The sequence below is a fragment of the Collinsella sp. AM17-1 genome (assembly GCF_003470665.1).
Lineage (GTDB): Bacteria > Actinomycetota > Coriobacteriia > Coriobacteriales > Coriobacteriaceae > Collinsella.
This window is the reverse complement of record NZ_QRJZ01000005.1, coordinates 75,570-94,425: the sequence shown is the minus strand read 5'-3', so window position 1 is coordinate 94,425 and position 18,856 is coordinate 75,570. Positions and strand designations below refer to the sequence as shown.

The following is an 18,856-nucleotide window of genomic DNA, read 5'->3' as shown; positions in this document are numbered from 1 at the left end:
GTGGAGGCACGGTTCGGCAGCCCTAACAAGAGAGGGGTTCTATGTATAAGATCCTGGAGAAGACGCAGTTCTCGGAGAAGGTGTTCAAGTTCCGCATCGAGGCGCCTGCAATCGCCAAGCATGCGCACGCTGGACAGTTCCTCATGGTCCGCGCCAACGAGACGGGCGAGCGCGTCCCGTTTACCCTGGCCGGCTGGAACGGTGACGAGGGCTGGGTCGAGTTCATCTTCATGGTGATCGGCAAGACCACCGAGATGCTGTCCACCTACGAGGCCGGCGAGTCGCTGCGCGACGTCGTGGGCCCGCTGGGCGTTCCCACCGAGATGGCCGAGGGCCCCTGCGCCGTCATTGGCGGCGGCGTCGGCCTGGCAATTGCCTTCCCGGTCGCCAAGCACCTGGTCGAGACCGGTCACGAGGTGCACGCCATCATGGGCGCCCGCACCAAGGACCTCCTGCTCATGGAGGACCAGTTCCGCGAGCTCCTCGACGAGGACCACATCCACATCACCACCGATGACGGTTCCTACGGCGAGCAGGGCGTTGTCACCGCTCCGCTGGAGCGCCTGCTGCAGGACAAGGCCGTGAGCCAGGTCTTCTGCGTCGGCCCCGTTCCGATGATGAAGTTCTCGACCCTCACCGCCCAGAAGTACGACACCCCCATCACCGCGTCCCTCAACCCCATCATGGTTGACGGCACCGGCATGTGCGGCTGCTGCCGCGTCGAGGTGGGCGGCGTGACCAAGTTCGCTTGCGTCGACGGCCCCGACTTCGATGCCACCCTGGTCGACTGGGATGACCTTCGTGCCCGCCAGGCCGCTTACCGTTCCGAAGAGGGCGAGTCCCTCAAGGCTTATGAGGAAAAGAGCTGCGCATGCCACTAGTTAACGGCCGTTTCGTTGCCGATATGAAGTCGCCCCGCACCCCCGATAACGAGGAGCCGGCTGCCGAGCGCGCCTGCGACTTCCGCCCCGTCGACAAGGGCTTCACCGAGGAGATGGCGCTGGCCGAGGCCGAGCGCTGCCTCAACTGCAAGAAGCCGTTCTGTGTTGAGGGCTGCCCCGTCAACATCAACATCCCCCGCTTTATCGAGCAGATCCGCGCGAAGGACTTCGGCGGCGCTCTCGATACCATCCGCGAGGACTCCATGCTTCCCGCCATCTGCGGCCGCGTCTGCCCGCAGGAGAACCAGTGCGAGGGCAAGTGCATCCGTGGTAAGAAGTCCGAGCCCGTGGCCATCGGCCAGCTCGAGCGCTTCCTGGGTGACCACCCCGAGCTCGCTTCCACGCCCAAGATGGCCCCCAAGAACGGCAAGAAGGTCGCCGTCGTCGGCTCCGGCCCGTCCGGCATCACCTGCGCCGGCGAGCTCGCCCGTAACGGCTTTGACGTTACCGTCTTCGAGGCCTTCTTCACCGGCGGCGGCGTGCTGGTCTACGGCATCCCCGAGTTCCGCCTGCCCAAGGCAGTCGTCAAGCGCGAGATTGACGGCCTGGAGGACATGGGCGTCAAGTTTGAGTACAACTCCGTCGTGGGCAATATGGCCACGGCCGAGGAGCTGTTCGAGCAGGGCTTCGACGCCATCTACGTGGCGACCGGCGCAGGCCTGCCCAAGTTCCTCAACGTCCCCGGCGAGAACCTGCCCAACGTCTTCTTCGCTAACGAGTACCTCACCCGCGTGAACCTGATGAAGGCCAACAAGTTCCCCGAGTACGACACCCCCACCAAGCACGGCAAGAACGTCGTCGTCTTTGGTGGCGGCAACGTGGCTATGGACGCCGTCCGTACCGCCAAGCGTCTGGGCGCCGAGCACGCCATCATCGCCTACCGTCGTACCGAGGACGAGATGCCCTGCCGTCGCGCCGAGCTGCACCATGCTAAGGCCGAGGGCGTCGAGGTTCTGCCGCTCGTCTCCCCGCTCGAGTTTGTCGCTGGCGAAGACGGCTCCGTGTGCGCCGTCAAGGTCCAGAAGATGGAGCTCGGCGAGCCTGACGAGTCCGGCCGTCGCCGCCCGGTGCCCATCGAGGGCGCCATCGAGGAGATCCCCTGCGACGTCGCTATCTCGGCTATCGGCACCAACGCCAACCCCTTCGCAAAGAAGATCGGCGGCAAGATGGAGCTCAACAAGTGGGGCTACATCGTTGCCGACGAGGAGACCGGCCAGACCACCGATCCCCGCATCTGGGCCGGCGGCGACATCGTCACCGGTGCCGCTACGGTCATTCTGGCGATGGGCGCCGGCAAGAAGGCCGCCGCTTCCATCACCAAGAGCCTGCTGGGCGAGTAATCACCTGCAGTGCTAGCCATCAAACGGCAAAGCCCCCGTCGAGCACACGCCCGGCGGGGGCTTTTTCTATGCCGGCCGCCCAAACCACCACGATGGGGCAGACACCTTTGTGGTGGTTTGGGACTTGCCCGGTCGTTTTGTCTCAATCTGTAACAGCTGGAGTCCGTTGAGCCCTGCAGTTGTTACAGATCGAGATATTGTGCCGGCCGCCCACGCCGCATCTCAATCTGTAACAGTTAGAGACCAAATATGCCGCCTGGTGTTACAGATCAAGACGTTGGGCTGACGGCCGAACGGTTCATCTAAATCTGTAACAGTTAGAGCCATTTTCGCTGGCTTGGTGTTACAGATCGAGACTATGCAAAAGCCGAGGATAGGCACTGCCGCCAAGGCCTTCCCCTCGGCCTAAAACAAAAACCACCACAAAGGTGCCTGTACCCTTTGTGGTGGTTTTTGGTCGGCTAGCCTTCGAGTTGAGCCACTTTGTAGCGGTAGGCAGCGGCGATGACGTCTTTACAGCCCTCGCGTCCCAGCTTAGCGCGGTTGACGACGATATCCTTGCCGCTCGTCATCTTCCACTTTCCGGCGCTATAGCGCTTATAGAACACCTCGCGCGCCTTCTGCTGCTGCTTGACCAGCTTGGCGCCCTTCTTTTTGTTAAGGCCACGCTTCTTGCGGACAATCTCGACGCGGTCCTCAAAGGGGGCGGTCACCAACACGGCAATATGGTTGGGGTTGTTACGCAGCAGGTAATCGGACAGACGGCCTTCGATAATGCAGCTCTCGGTCTCGCCCAGGTCCAAAATCACCTGGCTCATCTTTTGGAACAACTTGTCCGAGTACGAGCGGGCGTCGTAGCGGTCGGGCAGAAACGCCATGTTCTCCACGGCCAGACGCTCGTCATAGGCGGCCATCTTATCGAGCGACTCGCCCGCGCGCAGCGACGCGCGCACCAGAAGCTCGTTATCGTACAGCGGAATCCCCAACTCGTCGGCAAGCATGCGACCAATCTCGTGGCCCTCGGCGCCAAAGTCGCGCGCGATGGTAATGACCACAGGATTCTTCTTATTCTCCAGATCGCTCATCGCGATTCCTTTCTAACAAATGAAAAATAGGCGATTCCTGATCCCCATTTTGTCACTTACGACCGTCCTGGTTTCCCAAGTGCGGCAGATTGCCCCGAAAGAGGAGCGCCGCGTACTAAATGTACGCAAGCGACGATTGAGGGGCAAGGTGCCGTGCTTGGGGAAGCAGGACTATGCGGCCACAATACGGCGCTGATAGGCTCGGACCAGCAGCGAGATACCAAAGTTGAGCACAAAGTACATCGCAAACACCAGGCTGTAGAGCATAAGCACCTGCGACAGGTCGATCGCATGGGCCATCACGACGTTTGCCGTGTACATGAGCTCGGCCACGTTAATACCCGAAAGATACGAGCTGTCCTTGATGACGGTCGCGCACTGGCTAAACAGCGCCGGAATGATCGTCTTAAACGTCTGCGGCAGAATGATGTAGCGCATGGTGGCAAAGAAGCCAAAACCCTGGCTCTGCGCTGCCTCAAACTGGCCGCGCGGAATCGAGTTGAGACCGCCGCGCACAATCTCGGCCATAACGGCGCTGGTAAACAGCGTAAAGGCAATGGTCGAAATCACAATGTCCAAACCCTGCACCGTAAAGTAGATAAACAGGATCCACAGCAGGTTCGGCGTGCAGCGGAACAGCTCGATATAGGCGCTCACCAGAATACGGAATGGGCGGGGCGCATAGCTTTTAACGAGCGCCAGCACCGTGCCAAAGATGAGCGAGAAAAAGATCGACAGCACCGAGATCTCTATGGTCTTAACAAAGCCGCCCCAAATGTAGAGCAGGTTGGTCGCGTTGAAGATTTCCATGCGCTAGGCCTCCTCTACGTTGTCGAGCCCCAGCTCGGCCAGGCTCACACCGCGCGGACGCTCCTTGGAGCGGCGCTCGAGCCACTGCACCAGCATGGCGAGCGGAAAGCAGATAATGAAGTACATAAGGCAGCAGACGATGTACCCCTGCAGGTAACCGTACAGACTCACAAAGTTGTCGGAACAGTACATAAGGTCGCCGCCGGCCACAAGCGCCAGCACCGACGTATTTTTGACCAGGTTGAGCGCCTGGTTACACAGTGGCGGCAGAATGATCTTGAACGTCTGGGGCAGCACGATGTACCAGTATGCCTGCGCACGGGTGAAGCCCTGGCTCTGGGCCGCCTCCATCTGACCGCGCGGAACCGCCTCGATACCGGTGCGGATGACCTCCGAGATATAGGCCGCGTGATACAGGCCCACGCCCAAGAAGCCCAACACGAACGGCGCAATGCGCACCGGCTGGTCGGCACCGGTTATGGCCTGCAAAAACTGCGGGCCGGCCATGTACATAAAGAGCACCTGCACGGGCAGCGGAGTGTTCTGGTAAAACTCCACGTACACGCGGCTTATGGCGCGCAGCACGCGCGAGCGGGTGGTAGAGAACACGCCCAGCAGCGTGCCCAGCACCAGCGACAGCAGCAGACCGGCAACGACCACCTGCAGCGTCACGCCAAAGCCCTCCCAGAAGGGCCCCATGTTTTGAAATGTCGTCGACCAGCGGTCGGCGTCAAACAATCCTTCGAGCATTTGATTCCTTCCTACGCCGAGCGCCTACACAAGACCCCAGGTCTTGACCTCTTGGTCGAGCCAGCCGTCGGCCAGGCGATCGCAGACAACCTGATCGACCACGGCCGAAAGGTCGCAGCCCTTCTTAGTCGCCACGCCGTAGCCCTGCTCGCCAAACTTGACCTCGGGCTGCAGCAGCTCGACGGTCTCGTTCATGTAGCCTGCCAGCGTAGAGCGGTCCATGGCAAAGACGTCGATATTGCCGGCGTCGAGCGAACTCTTGATGATGGGGTAGCCGCTAAAGGCCCTAAACTCGGGCTTGCAGCTAAAACCGTTGTCCTTGATCATCTGCTCGATCAGGCCCTGCGTGGTGGCACCTTGGCTCACGCCAATGACCTTGCCGTCCAGGTCCTCAATCGAGGTAAAGCCCGAACGCTTCTTGACCATGAGCCCCACGTAGTCGGTGCGATACGGCGTCGAGAAATCCCAGCTCTTCTTGCGCTCGTCGGTGATGGTGTAGGTCGCCGCGACCACATCGAGTTGGCCGTTGTCGATCAGCGGGCCGCGCGTCTTGGGCGTTACGTCGGTAAACTCGACCAGCTCCTGGGCGCGAGCATCCTTGTAGCTCACGCCAAAGACGGCGGCCGCGATCTGGTAGCACAAATCGACTTCCATGCCCTCAAAGCGACCCTTGGCGGTGTCGTAATAGCCATAGCCGGGAACGTCCTTCTTGACGCCGGCATTCAGATGTCCACGCGACTTAATGGCCGCAAGCTTGGACCCCTTGTCGGAGCCCTCGCCGCTGGTGGAGTTGCCGCAACCGGTAAGCGCGGTCCCCGTCAGCGCAAGCATGCCGGCACCCGCCAGCTGCAAAAAGTGACGGCGCGACACGGCCGCCCTCGTCATATCCGTCATGTCCATCACCGCGCCTAGTGCAGAATCTTGGACAGGAACTCGCGGCAGCGCGGGTTCTCGGGGTTATCGAAGAAGTGCTCGGGCGTGCCCTCCTCCAGAATGCGGCCGTCCTCCATAAAGATGACGCGGTCGGCCACCTGGCGCGCAAAGCCCATCTCGTGCGTCACGCAGATCATGGTGATGTCCTCCTGCGCGAGCTCAATCATAACGTCCAGGACTTCCTGGACCATCTCGGGGTCGAGCGCCGAAGTCGGCTCGTCAAACAGGATGATGGGCTGCTTGGTGCACAGGGCACGGGCGATGGCGATGCGCTGCTGCTGACCACCCGAGAGATTCTGCGGATACTCGCCGGCCTTATGCGCCATGCCGACGCGCTTGAGTGCGGCGATGGCGATCTCGGTCGCCTCCTCCTTGCTCTTCTTTTGCAGCTTGATGGGCGCGAGCGTCAGGTTGCCGAGCACCGTCATGTTGGGATACAGGTTGAACTGCTGAAACACCATGGAACTATACTTGCGAGCCATCTCCAGGTGGTTCTTTTTGGTGAGCGGCGTACCGTCGATAATGACCTCGCCCGACGTGGGCTCCTCCAGATAATCGACGCAACGGATGAGCGTCGACTTACCCGAACCGGAAGGCCCGATCATTACGAGCTTCTCGCCGCGCTTGACGGTGAGGTTGATATCTTTGAGCACATGCAGGTCGCCAAAGTACTTGTTGAGATGTTTGATCTCGATCATGTCTGCCATGAATGTCCCTTCCCTGCGTTTACACGAATTGCATCATTGTACGGAAAGAAACGCGTTCCCGCAGCCCACACTGCATTCCCGTAAAGAACCCGCAACCTTTCACCCACTCATTGGCGCTCACTCATTGGGGACAGACTTAAATGAGTACCCCCCGTGGGTACTCATTTAAGTCTGTCCCCAATGAGCACCGAAAATAATACAACCGCCCTTGTTGAGCATAAGTCAGCGAAAACCCGTACACGCGAGCAAGGTGACGTGAAATGAAAGGGCGCAGACCTTATGGTCGCGCCCTTGAAATTGAACGTCAGATTGCCGTGTGTACGGGTTTGCAGCGTCGAGCCGTTACGCGGTTTGGTAAAACCGCGTAACAAATTACGCGAGCTTGGCTCCGACGATCTTTGCTGCTGCCGGCTTATCGAAGTTGCCGCCGGTGGCCTTGCCGAGCGCGCCCATGACCTGGCCCATCTGCTTCTTGGACGTGGCGCCCAGCTCGGCGATGACCTGCTCGATCAGGGCCTCGAGCTCCTCGCCCGAAACCTGCGCGGGCAGCAGGCTCTCCAGAATCTTGACCTGCTCGGTCAGGTTGTCGGTACGCTCCTGGTCGGTGCCGGCCTTGATGGACATCTCCAGCGTCTCGCTCGTCTGCTTAATCAGACGCTTGATCATGCTATTGACGTCTTCCTCGGTCACATCGCGGCGCTCGTTAACCTCGATATTCTTCACCTCGGCCTTGACCTGGCGAATGATGGACAGGCGAACCTTGTCCTTGGCCTTCATGGCCGCGATCATTTCCTTCTGCAGCTCTTCGTTGGTCATCTGCAAATCCTCTCTAATAGCGTGGGCGGCACTCGCGCGAGCACCGCCCCATGATTACTCAGTCGTCGACGAATCGTCGGTCGAACTCTTGGTGACGCCCTTCAGGCTCACGTTATAGGGTACGTCCTTGGGCATGGGATTGACGGTGATGTCAGCATCCTTCTTGTACTGCTCTAGCCACTCGCTATACGCAGTGCTGGCCGCCTGCGTCTTCACCACGTTGGAGACGTACTTTTTGATGGCCTTGGGCACCTGGTTGATGTCATCGACCTGATTATCGACATGGAAGTAGTCGGTGCACTTGATGATGTGATAGCCGTACGTCGACTCGACCACGTCGCTCACATCGCCCTTGTTGAGCCCCTCGAGTGCCGTCTGGTAGCTGTCGACAAAGGTGGTGAGCTTGTCCCAGCCCACGTCACCCTTCTTCTCCTTGGAGCCGGTGTCGTCGGAATACTGCTTCACGGCGTCTTCAAAGCTCAGCTCGCCGGAGTTGATCTTGTTCAGGCACTCCTGCGCCTTAGCCTTGGCGGCAGCCTTGTCCTCATCGGACGCATCGGAATCAACCTTGATCAGGATGTTCGACGAGCGGCGGGCATCGTTGTACTTCGACAGGTTCTCGTTGATGTAATCGACGATCTCGCTGTCCTTGGGCTTGCTGGTGGGCGCCACGGCATCTTTGAGCTTTTGCTGCGCCAGGCTCTCCTTGAGCGAGCTCTTATAGGTGTCCTCGGTGTAGCCGTAGGTCTTAAGGGTCTTCTTAAAGGTCTTGGCGCCGCCCGCGCTCTTGCACGCGTCCTTCCAGGCTTTCTCGACCTCCTCGTCCGACACCGTCACGCCGTTCTCCTTCTGTGCCTGTTGGAGCAGAATCTGCTGCGTGTAGGAGTCGATGAGTTGCTTGCGGTACTTCTTGGGCGTGAGGTCGTTGTCGACCAGATACTGCGCCCAGTCCTTGTCCTTGGTGTAGCCGTAAGACGTGCGCATGCTCATGATCTGCTTTGTCACGGTGTCCTCGGTGAGGTTGGTGCCGTTGATAGTGGCAGCCACACCGCCGGTAAGCTTGTAGCCCGAGGTATCCTCTGCCTGCGACATAAGGCCGGAGCATGCCATGGCCGAGACGGAAAGCAGCATCGCCAGCACGCCGATGACCACCAGAACGATCTTGACGGTCTTAGACACGTACGTCTTGCGCTGCTTCTTACGAGAGCTCGACGCGGCGCGGGCCTGCTGCTCGGGCGTCGGTGCGGCCTCGGAGTTCTTTTTCTTGTTTGCCATAGTTGGCCTTTCGCATCACGAATCGAACAAACGCCATTGTGTCACAACGCAGCCCCCGCGACAAAGGGGCAACCCTGGCACTTGGGGACGTTCCTTTTCTGCCGGCAGTTAGGGACAGTCCCCAAGTGCCGGCTTTAAAAGTGGCGGCGGATGGCGTCGACCATGCCTTGGGGCGTGGTCTGGCCGAGCACATCGGCTGCGACGTCCGCGTCCATAAAGATATTCATGAGCGCTTGCAGGGCCTCGACCTGGCCGCCCGGCTCGGCAATACCCAAATTGATGACGATCTGCGCCGGCACGGGGGCACCCATGCCGGCCATAGCATTGAACGTCACGGGCGCGGCGGGCTTTACCACCGCGATATAGGGCTTGGCCACAAACCCCGGGTCGGTGTGTGGGATGGCGATGTTGGCCGCCGGCATGGCAAGGCCCGTGGGATAGGCATCCTCGCGCGTGCGGACGGCGTCGAGCCAACCGGTGCAGATGTAGCCGCGTGGGGCAAGTTCGCCTTCGAGTCGCGCAAACACCTCGGCGGGCGTCGCACACTCCCAATCAAAAAACACCAGCTCAGGCGTAAACAGTGCTTCGTTATCCGCCATACCGTCCTCCAAAGTTGCATGAGGGCCACAATGCTCAATATGATAGCGAAACGGGGTATGCAAGGTTAGCCGAGGATCCCGATGAGCTCGAGTGCGCGCGCGGGCGTCAAGCATACCTCGGGCATCGTCTCCAACATGCGTCGGTCGCTCGTGACTACGTAGTCAACATCCGCCGTATCGCCCGAGGCGATAATGAGATTGTCCTCGAGGTCCGGCATGCGCTTGCCAAGCATGCGCGCCATCTCGCACTCCGCCATCGAAAGCGGGGAAGCCGTTGCCACCTGCATCATATGCTCGACGCATGCCCATGCAGCCGGACCGAACGAAGCGTTAATCCCATTCACATTCCGTCGAGCTAGACGCCGAGGCAAGATGTAGAACACGTCCTTTGCCGTCGTTGGCGCGTACAGAAGGTCGATCTTTCCCGCTTCGGCCAGTTCAACCAATCTTCTCACGTTGTCGAATGCGCCCTCTTGCAGGTAGTAATCAAGCCAAACATTCGTGTCCACCAAGAGCCGCTTTGCCTCGATCATCGGCAATTCGCCTCGATGTCGGCAATCATCGCGTCATACATATCATCTCGTACGGCATCCCAGTCTTCCGCAGATGATCCACCTGGCGCAAAATCCGAAGCGCTTAGCCCCAACGAGGAAAAAGCTAGGCCACACCCCTGCTCGGCCAGGCTCTCCGCACGGGGCGCCTCGCGCTTATCCGCCACCATAAATCCCGGCAACGTTTGATGCTCGACAAGATAGACCCAAAGCGCACGAATAGCATCGCTCGCCCCCAATCCATTGCGAGTTAGGACCGCGTCGCCACCAGCCTTGAGCATAGGATCGATTCGCGTGTTGAGCTGCACCGTTGCTGTACCCATAGCGGCTCCTCTCTATCTGCTAGCAGTATAGCAAACATGAAAGGCCACGCAAAAGGGCCCCGCCCGCACACGGACGAGGCCCTATCAGATTTCTTGGTTCTGATGAAGCTTTTACATCTCAAGGAAACCAAGGAGACCCTTTTTCAAGCGACTAGCGCGCCGGGTCAACTGCCACCTTGCCGTTCTCCAGCACGTGGATGCGACCGTCGGCGAGCATTTGCACGACCTCGGGATACAGCACGTGCTCAATCGCGTGGATGTGCTCCTCGAGCGTGTCGACATCCCAGCCCTCCTCAACAGCCAGTGTGCGCTGGGCGATGATGGGACCGTTGTCGTAGATCTCGTTGGCAAAATGCACGGTCACGCCAGTTACCTTGACGCCGCGCGCAAAGGCATCGTCAATCGCATGCGCACCGGTAAAGCTCGGCAGCAGCGCCGGATGCAAGTTGACCACGCGGTTGGGAAACGCCGCCAGCAGCGGCGTGTGCACCATGCGCATGTAGCCGGCCATGACCACATACTCGCAGCCGCGCTCGAGAAGCTCGTGCGCGATGATCTCGTCGGCGGCAATAGGGTCGGCGTAGACATCCTTGGACAGCGTGAGCGTCTGGATGCCCGCGCGCTCAGCGCGCTGCAGGCCCTTGGCCGAAGGACGGCTCGACACCACAAGCTCAATCGAAGCGTTGAGCTTGCCGGCGGCGATCAGATCGATCAGCGCCTGCAGGTTGGTACCCGAACCGCTGATGAGCACACCGATCTTGAGCGGCTCTGCCGTATCGGTGCCGGTCGGACGGGTGTAGGGCACAAAGCCCAGGCCCTCACTAGCAGCCATCTGATCGTTAGCGCTCATCGGAGTACACGACCTTACCGGAACCCTCGACGCACTCGCCCACGCGGAACGGCTTCTCGCCCAGCGCGACCAGGGCCTCGGCAACCGCGGCCTCGTCCTCGGGGGCGACGATCAGGCACAGGCCGACGCCCATGTTGAAGGTCTTGCATGCCTCGTTGGGCGCGAGCTCGGCCTGGCGCGACACGTAGGTGATGACGGGCGGAACGTCCCAACCCATCTCGGCACCGTTGCGGGTGACCACGGCGTCGACGTCGTCGGCAAGCGCGCGGTTGAGGTTCTCGGTGATGCCGCCGCCGGTGATATGGGCAATGGCGTGAACGTTGGCGCCACCGCGGAGCAGCTCCAGAATCGGCTTGACGTAGATGCGCGTGGGGGCCAGCAGGGCGTCTGCCAGCGATGCACCACCAAGCTCCTCGAGCGGACGGCTCAGTTCCTCGGCCTTAGCGGCGGCCTCGGGCGTGCCCGGTTTGATGCCGTCGACGCCGATGACCTTGCGCACGAGCGAGTAGCCGTTGGAGTGCACGCCGGTGGAAGGCAGACCCAGGATCACATCGCCGGGGCGAACGTTCGCGGGGTCGAGCATCTTGGGACGGTCGACGACGCCCACGGTAAAGCCGGCGAGGTCGTAGTCGGCGGGAGCCATGACGCCGGGGTGCTCGGCCATCTCGCCGCCCACGAGCGCGCAGCCCGCGAGCTTGCAGCCATCGGCCACGCCCTTGATGATCTTTGCCATGTGCTCGGCCTCGATGTGACCGATGGCAACGTAGTCCAGGAAGAACAGCGGCTCGGCGCCCGAAGCCAAAATGTCGTTGACGCACATAGCGACCAGGTCCTGGCCCACCGTCTCGTGACGGTCCATGATCTGGGCGAGCACGAGCTTGGTGCCCACGCCGTCGGTACCGCTGATCAGGATCGGGTCTTCCATATCCTTAAGCGCGGCAGCCGAGAACAGGCCACCGAAGCCGCCGATGCCGCCGATAACTTCGGGACGATTGGTGTCCTTGACCATCTGCTTAATCGCGTCGACGGCGCGACCGCCCTCGGCGGTATCGACGCCGGCGTCCTCGTACGTCACATGCTTGCTGTCGCTCATCTGAGCCTTCCTCTCCCACTACCGTGGCGCCGCGCGGGCGCCAAACGGTGCTCATAATTGCGTTCATTTCGGCGTGTGCCATAACAGCACCCGCCGTCATATCAACAAAACAGCAGGTAAAACCTACCAAAATATACCTGTCCCCATATGGCAGGTTTTAGGCCTCGCCGTGCTCCTCTTCCCAGCTGCGGTCGTCGTATTTCTCGACCACGGCGTCGTCGTCAAAGTACAGCGGCTTGTCCAGGTTGCGGGGCTTAAAGCCCTCCATAAACTTGTCGCGGCCAAAGCTCTCGGGAATCGCCACGGGATAACGACCGGTAAAGCACGCGTCGCAGTAGCCGCCCTTGGGCATGACCTTAAGCAGGCCCTCGACCGAAAGGAAGGCCAGCGAATCGGCGCCGATATACTCGCAAATCTCGTCGACCGTCTTGTTGGCGCTGATAAGCTGCGACTGCACGTCGGTATCGATACCGTAGAAGCACGGCCAGATGACCTCGGGCGAGTTGATGCGGATATGAATCTCCTTGGCGCCAGCGTTGCGTAGCATCTTGACGAGCTGCACCATAGTGGTGCCACGCACGATGGAGTCGTCGATGACGACCAGGCGCTTGCCCTCGATGTTGTCGCGCAGCGGGTTGAGCTTCATGCGCACGCCCATGGCGCGCAGCTCCTGCGTAGGCTCGATAAACGTACGACCCACGTAGCGGTTCTTGATAAGGCCCTCACCAAAGGGAATGCCACTCTCATGCGAATAGCCCTCCGCGGGCGGCAGGCCGGAGTCGGGCACGCCGATGACCAGGTCGGCCTCGACGGGCTCCTCGTGTGCCAGCTGACGACCCATGTCATAACGGCAGGCGTAGACGCTCTTGCCGTTCATGATGGAATCGGGGCGAGCGAAGTAGACCTGCTCAAAGATGCAGTTAGCAGGCTCTTCGGCGGCAGGCACGCCCTGCTCGGACACAAGGCCCTCGGCGCTGATGCGCAAAATCTCACCGGGACGGACGTCGCGGACGTACTCGGCGCCCACAATATCGAGCGCACAAGTCTCGGAGGCGACGACCCAGCCGCCGGCGCGGGTGACATGGGTGGTGGCGTCAACCGTCGCGGCGCCGTCTTGCGAGGGCAGCTGCGAAACAGAAGCGGCGTCAGCCTGATCCAGGCCCTCGTCCACGAGCTTGCCAAGCACCAGCGGGCGAATGCCGTGAGGATCGCGGAATGCGTAGAGCGCCTGCTCGTTGATGAGCGTCATGGCGTAGCCGCCGCGCACGAGCTCCATCGTCTTGCGGATACCCTCGCGTAGATGGCCTGTACGCTGAGTAAAGTAGCCGATAAGCTTGGTCGCGACCTCGGAATCCGAATTGGAGAGGAACGGCACGCCCAGCTCGATCAGCTGGCGGCGCAGCTCGTCGGTGTTGACCAGAGTGCCGTTGTGAGCAAGCGCGATAATGACGCTGTTGATGGTGGAAAGATGCGGCTGAGAGGCTTCCCAGCTCTTGGCGCCGGCAGTGCCGTAGCGCACATGACCCACGGCCAGCTGACCGGAGAGCGTCGACAGGTCGGCGTTGGAGAACACGCGGTCGAGCAGGCCCAGATCCTTGCGGACCATAACCGTGCCGCCATCACCCACGGCGATTCCCGCCGATTCCTGGCCGCGATGCTGCAGCGCGCGCAGACCAAAGTACGTCAGTCGAGCCACATCGCGATCGGGTGCCCACACACCAAAAATGCCGCATTCCTCATGCAGCTGGTCGGAGTCCGGATCATACGTCGACATGGTCTTCACCTGTCCCGCGGCACGCTCGGCCGCGTGGATGGTTTCTTGAGACATGGCATCCCCTCAGAGCCTCGTTATTTGGCGTTACCTGCCCTATTATACGCACGGCAAGACAAGCACTCCCGCGCATGAACAGCGCTTTTTAAAAGCCCACCGAGCTAATAATCCGTTTTGCAGCCAAACATTTTATTGGGCAACCGCCTCGGGGCCGACGATCCCGCATACTTCCGTTACGACGCGTCTCGCCCGCCGTTGGGGCTTGCATTGTTGCAATTGGGACGTTCGTCCTGTCTTTTGGCAGGTCGGCGGCGTATCCTTGTACCTACAGCAAAACGAGAAAGGTTATGTATGGATCGAAACGAACTCGACCCCAGCGTCCCCAGCGCCACGGAGGTCAAGAAGATCCCCCTCATCATTAAGGTGTACGCCGTCCTGTGCATCCTGTCCGGCGTGGGCACGCTCCCTTCGGTCGGCGCCTTTATGTGGCAGGTCATCACCGCGCTCATCAACGGCAACGCCGCCGCCAACCTCGGCGACAACACGCTCGTCGCAGTCGGCCTTATCGTCGCCGGCATCATGCTCTCTGCGGCAAGTGCCGTCATCCTAATCATCTTCGGCCTGGACCTCATCAAGGACCAGCGCCGCAACGCCGCGCGCCTGTCCTATATCCTTATCGCATTTACCGTCATTGAGCTTTTGGTCGACGTGATGCTCCAGGGTATCGGACCGTTCTTGCTGCGCCCCGCCATCCAGCTCGGCATCCTCGTCGCGCTTTCGGCCACCGTCGACCCCACGCTTCGTCAGGAGCGCGAGCTGCAGCGCCGCCTGCAGGAGATGCTCGATCGCGACGCCGCCGCCGAGGGCATGCTCGGCCGCGATGAGACCGGCGAAGGCTACATCAAGCTCAACTACTTCAACCTGTTCTGGGTATTCTTTGTCTGCTGCGTGCTGGGCCTCATCCTGGAGGACATCTGGCATATGACGGTCAACGACCCGGGCGTCTACCAGAACCGCGCCGGCATGCTGTTTGGCCCCTTCAGCCCCATCTACGGATTTGGCGCCGTACTCATGACCATGGTGCTCAACCGCTTCTACAAAAAGAACCCCATCATTATCTTTTTGGTGAGCGCCCTACTTGGCGCAAGCTTTGAGGTGTTCGTGGGCTGGTTTATGCAGACCTCGTTCGGTGTGGTCTCGTGGAGCTACTCGCATATGAAGCTCTTTGGCATGCCCGATCCACTCGCCGTGCTTACGGGCGGACGCACCTGCACAGGCTTCGCCTGCCTGTGGGGCCTGGGCGGACTCATCTGGATCAAGCTGCTGCTGCCAAGATTGCTCAAGCTCATTAACATGATTCCCTGGAAGAGTCGTTACTCAGCCACCGTCATCTTTACCATCATCATGCTGGTCGACGGCGTCATGACGCTGCAATCGCTCGACTACTGGTATCAGCGCGTCAACGGCACGGTCAACGATATTCCCGTTGCGCAGTTCTACGGCACGTACTTCGATAATGAATACATGGAAAATCGCTTCCAGAGCATGACCATGAGCCCCAAGGACGCCACACGCGTATAGCGCTGGCGCTGCTGCAGGTCGGTTCCAACGGACAAGTAAGCCCGCTGGCAGTTCAATCTAACTGCCAGCGGGCTCTTGCTACAGATGGGCTCGAATCGATCGCAAAGCCCTATGCCTCGCGCTCTACCTCGTTCACGCATTCATTCTTGATGGTGCCGACAAGCGACTGCAGGGCATCGACCACGTGCGGACGAATGTCTCCGCCAATGAGCACGAGCATGATATCGTCGCCCACGGAAAGCTCGCCGCTCGCTAGCCACACGCGCACATAGCCGATGCCTGGCATCGCGCGCGTGGCTTCAATAGCAGACCGCACCTTTTCGGCGTCGTAGTCAAAGACCATGCCTCCCACCCTGTGGCCCGGCGCCACGCCATCGGTCTCGACTCCGCGCACCTCGGCCTTGGGCGTCGCACGCACCACACCGTTATGCGTCAGATACATACCGCACGCAGGCGCCGACGAATCGGCTTTGGCCTCGCGCAGCCAAGCATCAATCGAAGGCATCGTTTTGCCATTCTCGAGCATCATTTCCTCCTTTTACCGTCATCGAGCAGCTCATTTGGGACGGGGCTCTTTTAGCTACTCTTAACAATCTATTCCTCGACCGGCGTGAGCACCATGACGGCGCGCGTATTGCTAAATGACAGCGAGCGACAGGTCACGAGCGTCACGACCTTGGTTGCCGAGGCAGCGCGATCGCCTGCATCACTCGCCACTGCCGAAGCACCGTCGAGCATCTCGGACAGGTAGTTCTTGAGCCCGTCGTCACCCTCAAAATTAAGCGTGCGCGCCTTGGCATACGTATCCTCGACGACCTTGGTCGCCAGCGGTCGCAGCTTATACGTTGCATCGCGCGTGATGTAATACACGTACTCGATGCTATCGAATGTCGCTTGGTCGGTGGTGTCCGAAATCACGTTGAACATCGACCCGTCATTCATGTGGTGGCCGTAGATCGTGGTCTGCTGGTCAACCATTCCCGGCGCGGTGTCATCGCTATCCAGGAAAATGGCCCCGGACGCATTGGCCGTACCGTCGAACAGCGTGTTGAGGTATTTGGAGTTGTTGTTGGTCTGCACCACGGGATAGTTGATGTTGGTTCCCGGCACGTAAATCCAACCCACAATCTCGGGGTTTGTCTGAGCAAGCGCATCGAAGTCGATAATCGGCACGCCGCTAGCGTCCTTATCGCTTACATATTGCTTCTCGATTTTCTGGTATGAATCGCTCGCCTGCTTATAGCCAATCTGAGCATTGATAAAGATGGCGGCGGCGGCGACAATCAGACCGATGCCCACGATGATGAGCAGAATGGGGATGATGGAGCGGCGCTTCTTGCGCGGCGGCTCGGTGTAGCTGGACGGAGCGCCGCTCGGTTGCCTCGTCGTCCGGGTCCGCTTCTTTGCCGTGCCATATGACGAGGGGCGATACGCAGCCGGCGTATCCTGACGGCGATGGGACGTCGGCGTTACGGGGCGCGGCGCACGAGCCTGTTGAGGAGAGGATGCCCGACCCTGCTGCATGGAGCGGGCCGATCCCGACTTGGATGGATCGGGGATCTGAGAAGCCGAGAAACGTTTTCCCTGATAGTCGGACATGACTCTCCCTATGATTACAGCGGAGTGGCAAGCCGCTTAGGCGTCGGCCATCTCCTGCTTCATCTTCTCGATAACTTTGCGGTACTCGGGGTCGCAAGCACCCAGAATCTGCGTGGCATAGATGGCGGCGTTCTTGGCGCCGTTGATGGCAACGCAGGCCACGGGCACGCCCGAAGGCATCTGCACCATCGACAGCAGCGAATCCATACCGCCCAGGTCACTCGTCTTCATGGGCACGCCGATAACCGGCAGCGGCGTAAAGGCAGCCACGACGCCACCCAGGTGAGCGGCCTTGCCGGCGGCGGCGATAATTACTTTGATACCGCGATCGGCAGCAGTCGAGGCCCACTCGTGGACCTTCGCCGGCGTGCGGTGTGCGCTCGCAATGACGAGCTCATAGGACACACCAAGCGCCTCGAGCTCGGCGGTGCAGCCTTCCATAACGCCCAGATCGGACTTAGAGCCCATGATGATCCCGACAACCGGCTTTTGATCTGCCATAAACAAAGACCTCCTGTTGAGAGCGGTGACGCGGCGAATCCGCGACCCTTAACTACTGAGAGTAGTATAGCTGCTCCCGTCCCTGCGGTCTTTGTGGTGGCGGTTGAGCCTTTCCCTCGGGAACTGGGCTTCGCGAAGTTTCCCGAGGGAAAGGCTCAGCCGCCACCCTGCGACCTACCGGATAATGCTATGACGTACGTTGGCTGAAATAAATGAGCTCCGGTTGCTTCGCAAAGTCGTTCAGATGAAAACACCAGACCGCCGCGGGGCACCCTCGACCTACCGGGGATTGCTATGACGTACGTTGGCTGATTTTGTTTGGAATGAGATGTTGACGGTGGCTGATGGGCACAATTGCCCCGGATGCATTTCATGATGCACCTAAATGTCTGCCTTCATCCTTATAGATTGTCCAGGTAGTCGTCGGCATCATAGGTAAGGCTGTAGGCTTTATTCAGGATGCGCACGAGCTCCTGAGCATCGTGCTCGCCAAGCGCTGAGAGCTGTTTCGAGAGCGATGCCACACTCTCGGCATTTTTTTTCGCCGCAAAATCGCGGCCTTCCTCGGTAATGCTCACCAACACACGCCGACGATCGTTTGGATCAGTCCTGCGCTGAACGTAACCCTTGCTCTCGAGTGAATCCAAGATATGCGACATGCGCGCACGGGAGAATTTCAGCTTCTTGGCAATCTCGGAGGGAATGACATCACCGTCAATACCCGATAGATACTGTAAAACCGGTGCCTCGCCCACACTGGCGCCGCCGGCAGCACTCAAGGATCCCTTGGCAAGGGAACGTGAGTACACAATCAGTTTTCGAGCGACGTCATCGTAATCCACTGGGGATATTGTCCTTTGCAACTCTAGAAGGGCCATAAAACCGTCATTTGCCGTACATTAGTTAACATTCGCAACAATTATTTATGATACCCCAACGCGGAAGTCTATTGCTCGTCCTTCTTGCGTCGCATAAGCTCCTCAACGTCGATACCCGCGGCCTCGAGCATGCGCTCGACATTCTTTTTGGCGTTGGTCGTGCCAACCTTAAGCACGATCGAAAGCGGAGTGCCCACCACCAGGCACACGATGCCCACGGGGACACCCCAGCCGGGGCCTCCCTGCATACCCCACATCCCCATCAAAAAGCCAATCGCCACGAGCGAATAGCCCAGGCGCAGCCAAACGTTGAGCCGCTGAATAGCATCGGTCTGCATCTTTGCCTCGCGGATCAAGTCGTCGCGCGAAAGGTCGTGTCCGTGTTTCTCGTGCATATGGGTCCTCCTCGTGCAAAGCGTGCATCATGGTGCAAGAACATCGTTTTTCGAATAC

Annotated in this window: 21 protein-coding genes; 3 read left to right on the top strand and 18 right to left on the bottom strand. The window is 59.9% G+C overall.

Features of this window, described 5'->3' with window-relative positions; genetic code table 11:
* The first annotated feature begins 41 nt into the window (after window positions 1-41).
* Together DW195_RS04055 and gltA are read left to right on the top strand one after the other, a co-directional pair.
* On the top strand, window positions 42-881 hold the full coding sequence (locus tag DW195_RS04055) for a sulfide/dihydroorotate dehydrogenase-like FAD/NAD-binding protein (protein WP_006235793.1): 840 nt from the start codon (window positions 42-44) through the stop codon (window positions 879-881).
* Entirely contained in the window at window positions 872-2,281 is a 1,410-nt protein-coding gene (gene gltA, locus DW195_RS04050) for an NADPH-dependent glutamate synthase (protein ID WP_118205927.1), read from the top strand. The genes DW195_RS04055 and gltA overlap by 10 nt, the downstream gene beginning before the upstream one ends.
* Before the next feature lie 461 nt (window positions 2,282-2,742).
* Here gltA and DW195_RS04045 read toward each other — a convergent pair whose 3' ends face one another.
* The 13 genes from DW195_RS04045 to DW195_RS03985 all read right to left on the bottom strand — a co-directional run bounded on the left by DW195_RS04045 (window position 2,743) and on the right by DW195_RS03985 (window position 13,901).
* On the bottom strand, window positions 2,743-3,366 hold the full coding sequence (locus DW195_RS04045; protein ID WP_118205926.1) for an AAA family ATPase: 624 nt from the start codon (window positions 3,364-3,366) through the stop codon (window positions 2,743-2,745).
* 171 nt (window positions 3,367-3,537) lie between these two features.
* Complete coding sequence (locus DW195_RS04040; protein WP_118205925.1) at window positions 3,538-4,176, bottom strand: amino acid ABC transporter permease; 639 nt, start codon at window positions 4,174-4,176, stop codon at window positions 3,538-3,540.
* A gap of 3 nt (window positions 4,177-4,179) precedes the next feature.
* Entirely contained in the window at window positions 4,180-4,926 is a 747-nt protein-coding gene (locus tag DW195_RS04035) for an amino acid ABC transporter permease (RefSeq protein ID WP_118205924.1), read from the bottom strand.
* Between the two features lie 24 nt (window positions 4,927-4,950).
* A complete protein-coding gene (locus DW195_RS04030; protein WP_118205923.1) occupies window positions 4,951-5,826 on the bottom strand; it encodes a transporter substrate-binding domain-containing protein in 876 nt (291 codons plus the stop codon).
* Window positions 5,827-5,834: 8 nt separating this feature from the next.
* Complete coding sequence (locus tag DW195_RS04025; RefSeq protein WP_055251548.1) at window positions 5,835-6,566, bottom strand: amino acid ABC transporter ATP-binding protein; 732 nt, start codon at window positions 6,564-6,566, stop codon at window positions 5,835-5,837.
* A 372-nt stretch (window positions 6,567-6,938) separates the two neighbouring features.
* Window positions 6,939-7,382, bottom strand: coding sequence for a GatB/YqeY domain-containing protein (locus tag DW195_RS04020; protein ID WP_006235801.1), 444 nt, complete (start codon window positions 7,380-7,382; stop codon window positions 6,939-6,941).
* Between the two features lie 54 nt (window positions 7,383-7,436).
* Entirely contained in the window at window positions 7,437-8,657 is a 1,221-nt protein-coding gene (locus DW195_RS04015; protein WP_118205922.1) for a peptidylprolyl isomerase, read from the bottom strand.
* A 134-nt stretch (window positions 8,658-8,791) separates the two neighbouring features.
* The gene (locus DW195_RS04010; RefSeq protein WP_117634664.1) at window positions 8,792-9,256 is read right to left on the bottom strand and encodes a PTS sugar transporter subunit IIA; all 465 of its coding nucleotides are present in this window, start codon (window positions 9,254-9,256) and stop codon (window positions 8,792-8,794) included.
* Between the two features lie 65 nt (window positions 9,257-9,321).
* Window positions 9,322-9,789, bottom strand: a complete 468-nt coding sequence (locus DW195_RS04005) for a PIN domain-containing protein (RefSeq protein ID WP_199408615.1) — start codon at window positions 9,787-9,789, stop codon at window positions 9,322-9,324.
* Window positions 9,786-10,130: a type II toxin-antitoxin system RelB/DinJ family antitoxin gene (locus DW195_RS04000; protein WP_117629795.1), complete on the bottom strand. Its 345-nt coding sequence runs from the start codon at window positions 10,128-10,130 to the stop codon at window positions 9,786-9,788. Before DW195_RS04000 ends, DW195_RS04005 begins: the two co-directional genes overlap by 4 nt.
* A gap of 151 nt (window positions 10,131-10,281) precedes the next feature.
* Window positions 10,282-10,980: a phosphoribosylglycinamide formyltransferase gene (gene purN / locus DW195_RS03995; protein WP_117634666.1), complete on the bottom strand. Its 699-nt coding sequence runs from the start codon at window positions 10,978-10,980 to the stop codon at window positions 10,282-10,284.
* Window positions 10,970-12,073, bottom strand: a complete 1,104-nt coding sequence (gene purM, locus DW195_RS03990) for a phosphoribosylformylglycinamidine cyclo-ligase (RefSeq protein ID WP_118205921.1) — start codon at window positions 12,071-12,073, stop codon at window positions 10,970-10,972. Before purM ends, purN begins: the two co-directional genes overlap by 11 nt.
* A 157-nt stretch (window positions 12,074-12,230) precedes the next feature.
* Window positions 12,231-13,901: an amidophosphoribosyltransferase gene (locus DW195_RS03985; RefSeq protein ID WP_118205920.1), complete on the bottom strand. Its 1,671-nt coding sequence runs from the start codon at window positions 13,899-13,901 to the stop codon at window positions 12,231-12,233.
* A gap of 294 nt (window positions 13,902-14,195) precedes the next feature.
* On the opposite strand from DW195_RS03985, the gene DW195_RS03980 reads away from it, so the two are divergent.
* Window positions 14,196-15,425, top strand: coding sequence for a putative ABC transporter permease (locus DW195_RS03980; RefSeq protein ID WP_118205919.1), 1,230 nt, complete (start codon window positions 14,196-14,198; stop codon window positions 15,423-15,425).
* A gap of 109 nt (window positions 15,426-15,534) precedes the next feature.
* Here the strand turns inward: DW195_RS03980 and DW195_RS03975 are convergent, their stop codons facing one another.
* The 5 genes from DW195_RS03975 to DW195_RS03955 form a co-directional block, all read right to left on the bottom strand.
* Window positions 15,535-15,951: a molybdenum cofactor biosynthesis protein MoaE gene (locus DW195_RS03975; RefSeq protein WP_233540805.1), complete on the bottom strand. Its 417-nt coding sequence runs from the start codon at window positions 15,949-15,951 to the stop codon at window positions 15,535-15,537.
* 68 nt (window positions 15,952-16,019) lie between these two features.
* Window positions 16,020-17,024 carry a class B sortase gene (locus tag DW195_RS03970; RefSeq protein WP_118205917.1) on the bottom strand — a complete coding sequence of 335 codons (1,005 nt, stop codon included), beginning with the start codon at window positions 17,022-17,024 and terminating at the stop codon, window positions 16,020-16,022.
* Window positions 17,025-17,060: 36 nt separating this feature from the next.
* Complete coding sequence (gene purE / locus DW195_RS03965; protein WP_118205916.1) at window positions 17,061-17,525, bottom strand: 5-(carboxyamino)imidazole ribonucleotide mutase; 465 nt, start codon at window positions 17,523-17,525, stop codon at window positions 17,061-17,063.
* 401 nt (window positions 17,526-17,926) lie between these two features.
* Window positions 17,927-18,367 (bottom strand): MarR family winged helix-turn-helix transcriptional regulator, encoded by a 441-nt coding sequence (locus tag DW195_RS03960; protein WP_158550938.1) that lies wholly within the window; start codon window positions 18,365-18,367, stop codon window positions 17,927-17,929.
* Window positions 18,368-18,471: 104 nt separating this feature from the next.
* Entirely contained in the window at window positions 18,472-18,798 is a 327-nt protein-coding gene (locus DW195_RS03955; RefSeq protein WP_089572607.1) for a hypothetical protein, read from the bottom strand.
* Window positions 18,799-18,856 lie beyond the last annotated feature (58 nt).

Bases quoted from the DNA above. Each gene is read 5' to 3' on its own strand.
- DW195_RS04055 (WP_006235793.1), top strand. From the start codon at position 42: ATGTATAAGATCCTGGAGAAGACGCAGTTCTCGGAGAAGGTGTTCAAG.
- gltA (WP_118205927.1), top strand. From the start codon at position 872: ATGCCACTAGTTAACGGCCGTTTCGTTGCCGATATGAAGTCGCCCCGC.
- DW195_RS04045 (WP_118205926.1), bottom strand. From the start codon at position 3,366: ATGAGCGATCTGGAGAATAAGAAGAATCCTGTGGTCATTACCATCGCG.
- DW195_RS04040 (WP_118205925.1), bottom strand. From the start codon at position 4,176: ATGGAAATCTTCAACGCGACCAACCTGCTCTACATTTGGGGCGGCTTT.
- DW195_RS04035 (WP_118205924.1), bottom strand. From the start codon at position 4,926: ATGCTCGAAGGATTGTTTGACGCCGACCGCTGGTCGACGACATTTCAA.
- DW195_RS04030 (WP_118205923.1), bottom strand. From the start codon at position 5,826: ATGGACATGACGGATATGACGAGGGCGGCCGTGTCGCGCCGTCACTTT.
- DW195_RS04025 (WP_055251548.1), bottom strand. From the start codon at position 6,566: ATGGCAGACATGATCGAGATCAAACATCTCAACAAGTACTTTGGCGAC.
- DW195_RS04020 (WP_006235801.1), bottom strand. From the start codon at position 7,382: ATGACCAACGAAGAGCTGCAGAAGGAAATGATCGCGGCCATGAAGGCC.
- DW195_RS04015 (WP_118205922.1), bottom strand. From the start codon at position 8,657: ATGGCAAACAAGAAAAAGAACTCCGAGGCCGCACCGACGCCCGAGCAG.
- DW195_RS04010 (WP_117634664.1), bottom strand. From the start codon at position 9,256: ATGGCGGATAACGAAGCACTGTTTACGCCTGAGCTGGTGTTTTTTGAT.
- DW195_RS04005 (WP_199408615.1), bottom strand. From the start codon at position 9,789: ATGATCGAGGCAAAGCGGCTCTTGGTGGACACGAATGTTTGGCTTGAT.
- DW195_RS04000 (WP_117629795.1), bottom strand. From the start codon at position 10,130: ATGGGTACAGCAACGGTGCAGCTCAACACGCGAATCGATCCTATGCTC.
- purN (WP_117634666.1), bottom strand. From the start codon at position 10,980: ATGAGCGCTAACGATCAGATGGCTGCTAGTGAGGGCCTGGGCTTTGTG.
- purM (WP_118205921.1), bottom strand. From the start codon at position 12,073: ATGAGCGACAGCAAGCATGTGACGTACGAGGACGCCGGCGTCGATACC.
- DW195_RS03985 (WP_118205920.1), bottom strand. From the start codon at position 13,901: ATGTCTCAAGAAACCATCCACGCGGCCGAGCGTGCCGCGGGACAGGTG.
- DW195_RS03980 (WP_118205919.1), top strand. From the start codon at position 14,196: ATGGATCGAAACGAACTCGACCCCAGCGTCCCCAGCGCCACGGAGGTC.
- DW195_RS03975 (WP_233540805.1), bottom strand. From the start codon at position 15,951: ATGCTCGAGAATGGCAAAACGATGCCTTCGATTGATGCTTGGCTGCGC.
- DW195_RS03970 (WP_118205917.1), bottom strand. From the start codon at position 17,024: ATGTCCGACTATCAGGGAAAACGTTTCTCGGCTTCTCAGATCCCCGAT.
- purE (WP_118205916.1), bottom strand. From the start codon at position 17,525: ATGGCAGATCAAAAGCCGGTTGTCGGGATCATCATGGGCTCTAAGTCC.
- DW195_RS03955 (WP_089572607.1), bottom strand. From the start codon at position 18,798: ATGCACGAGAAACACGGACACGACCTTTCGCGCGACGACTTGATCCGC.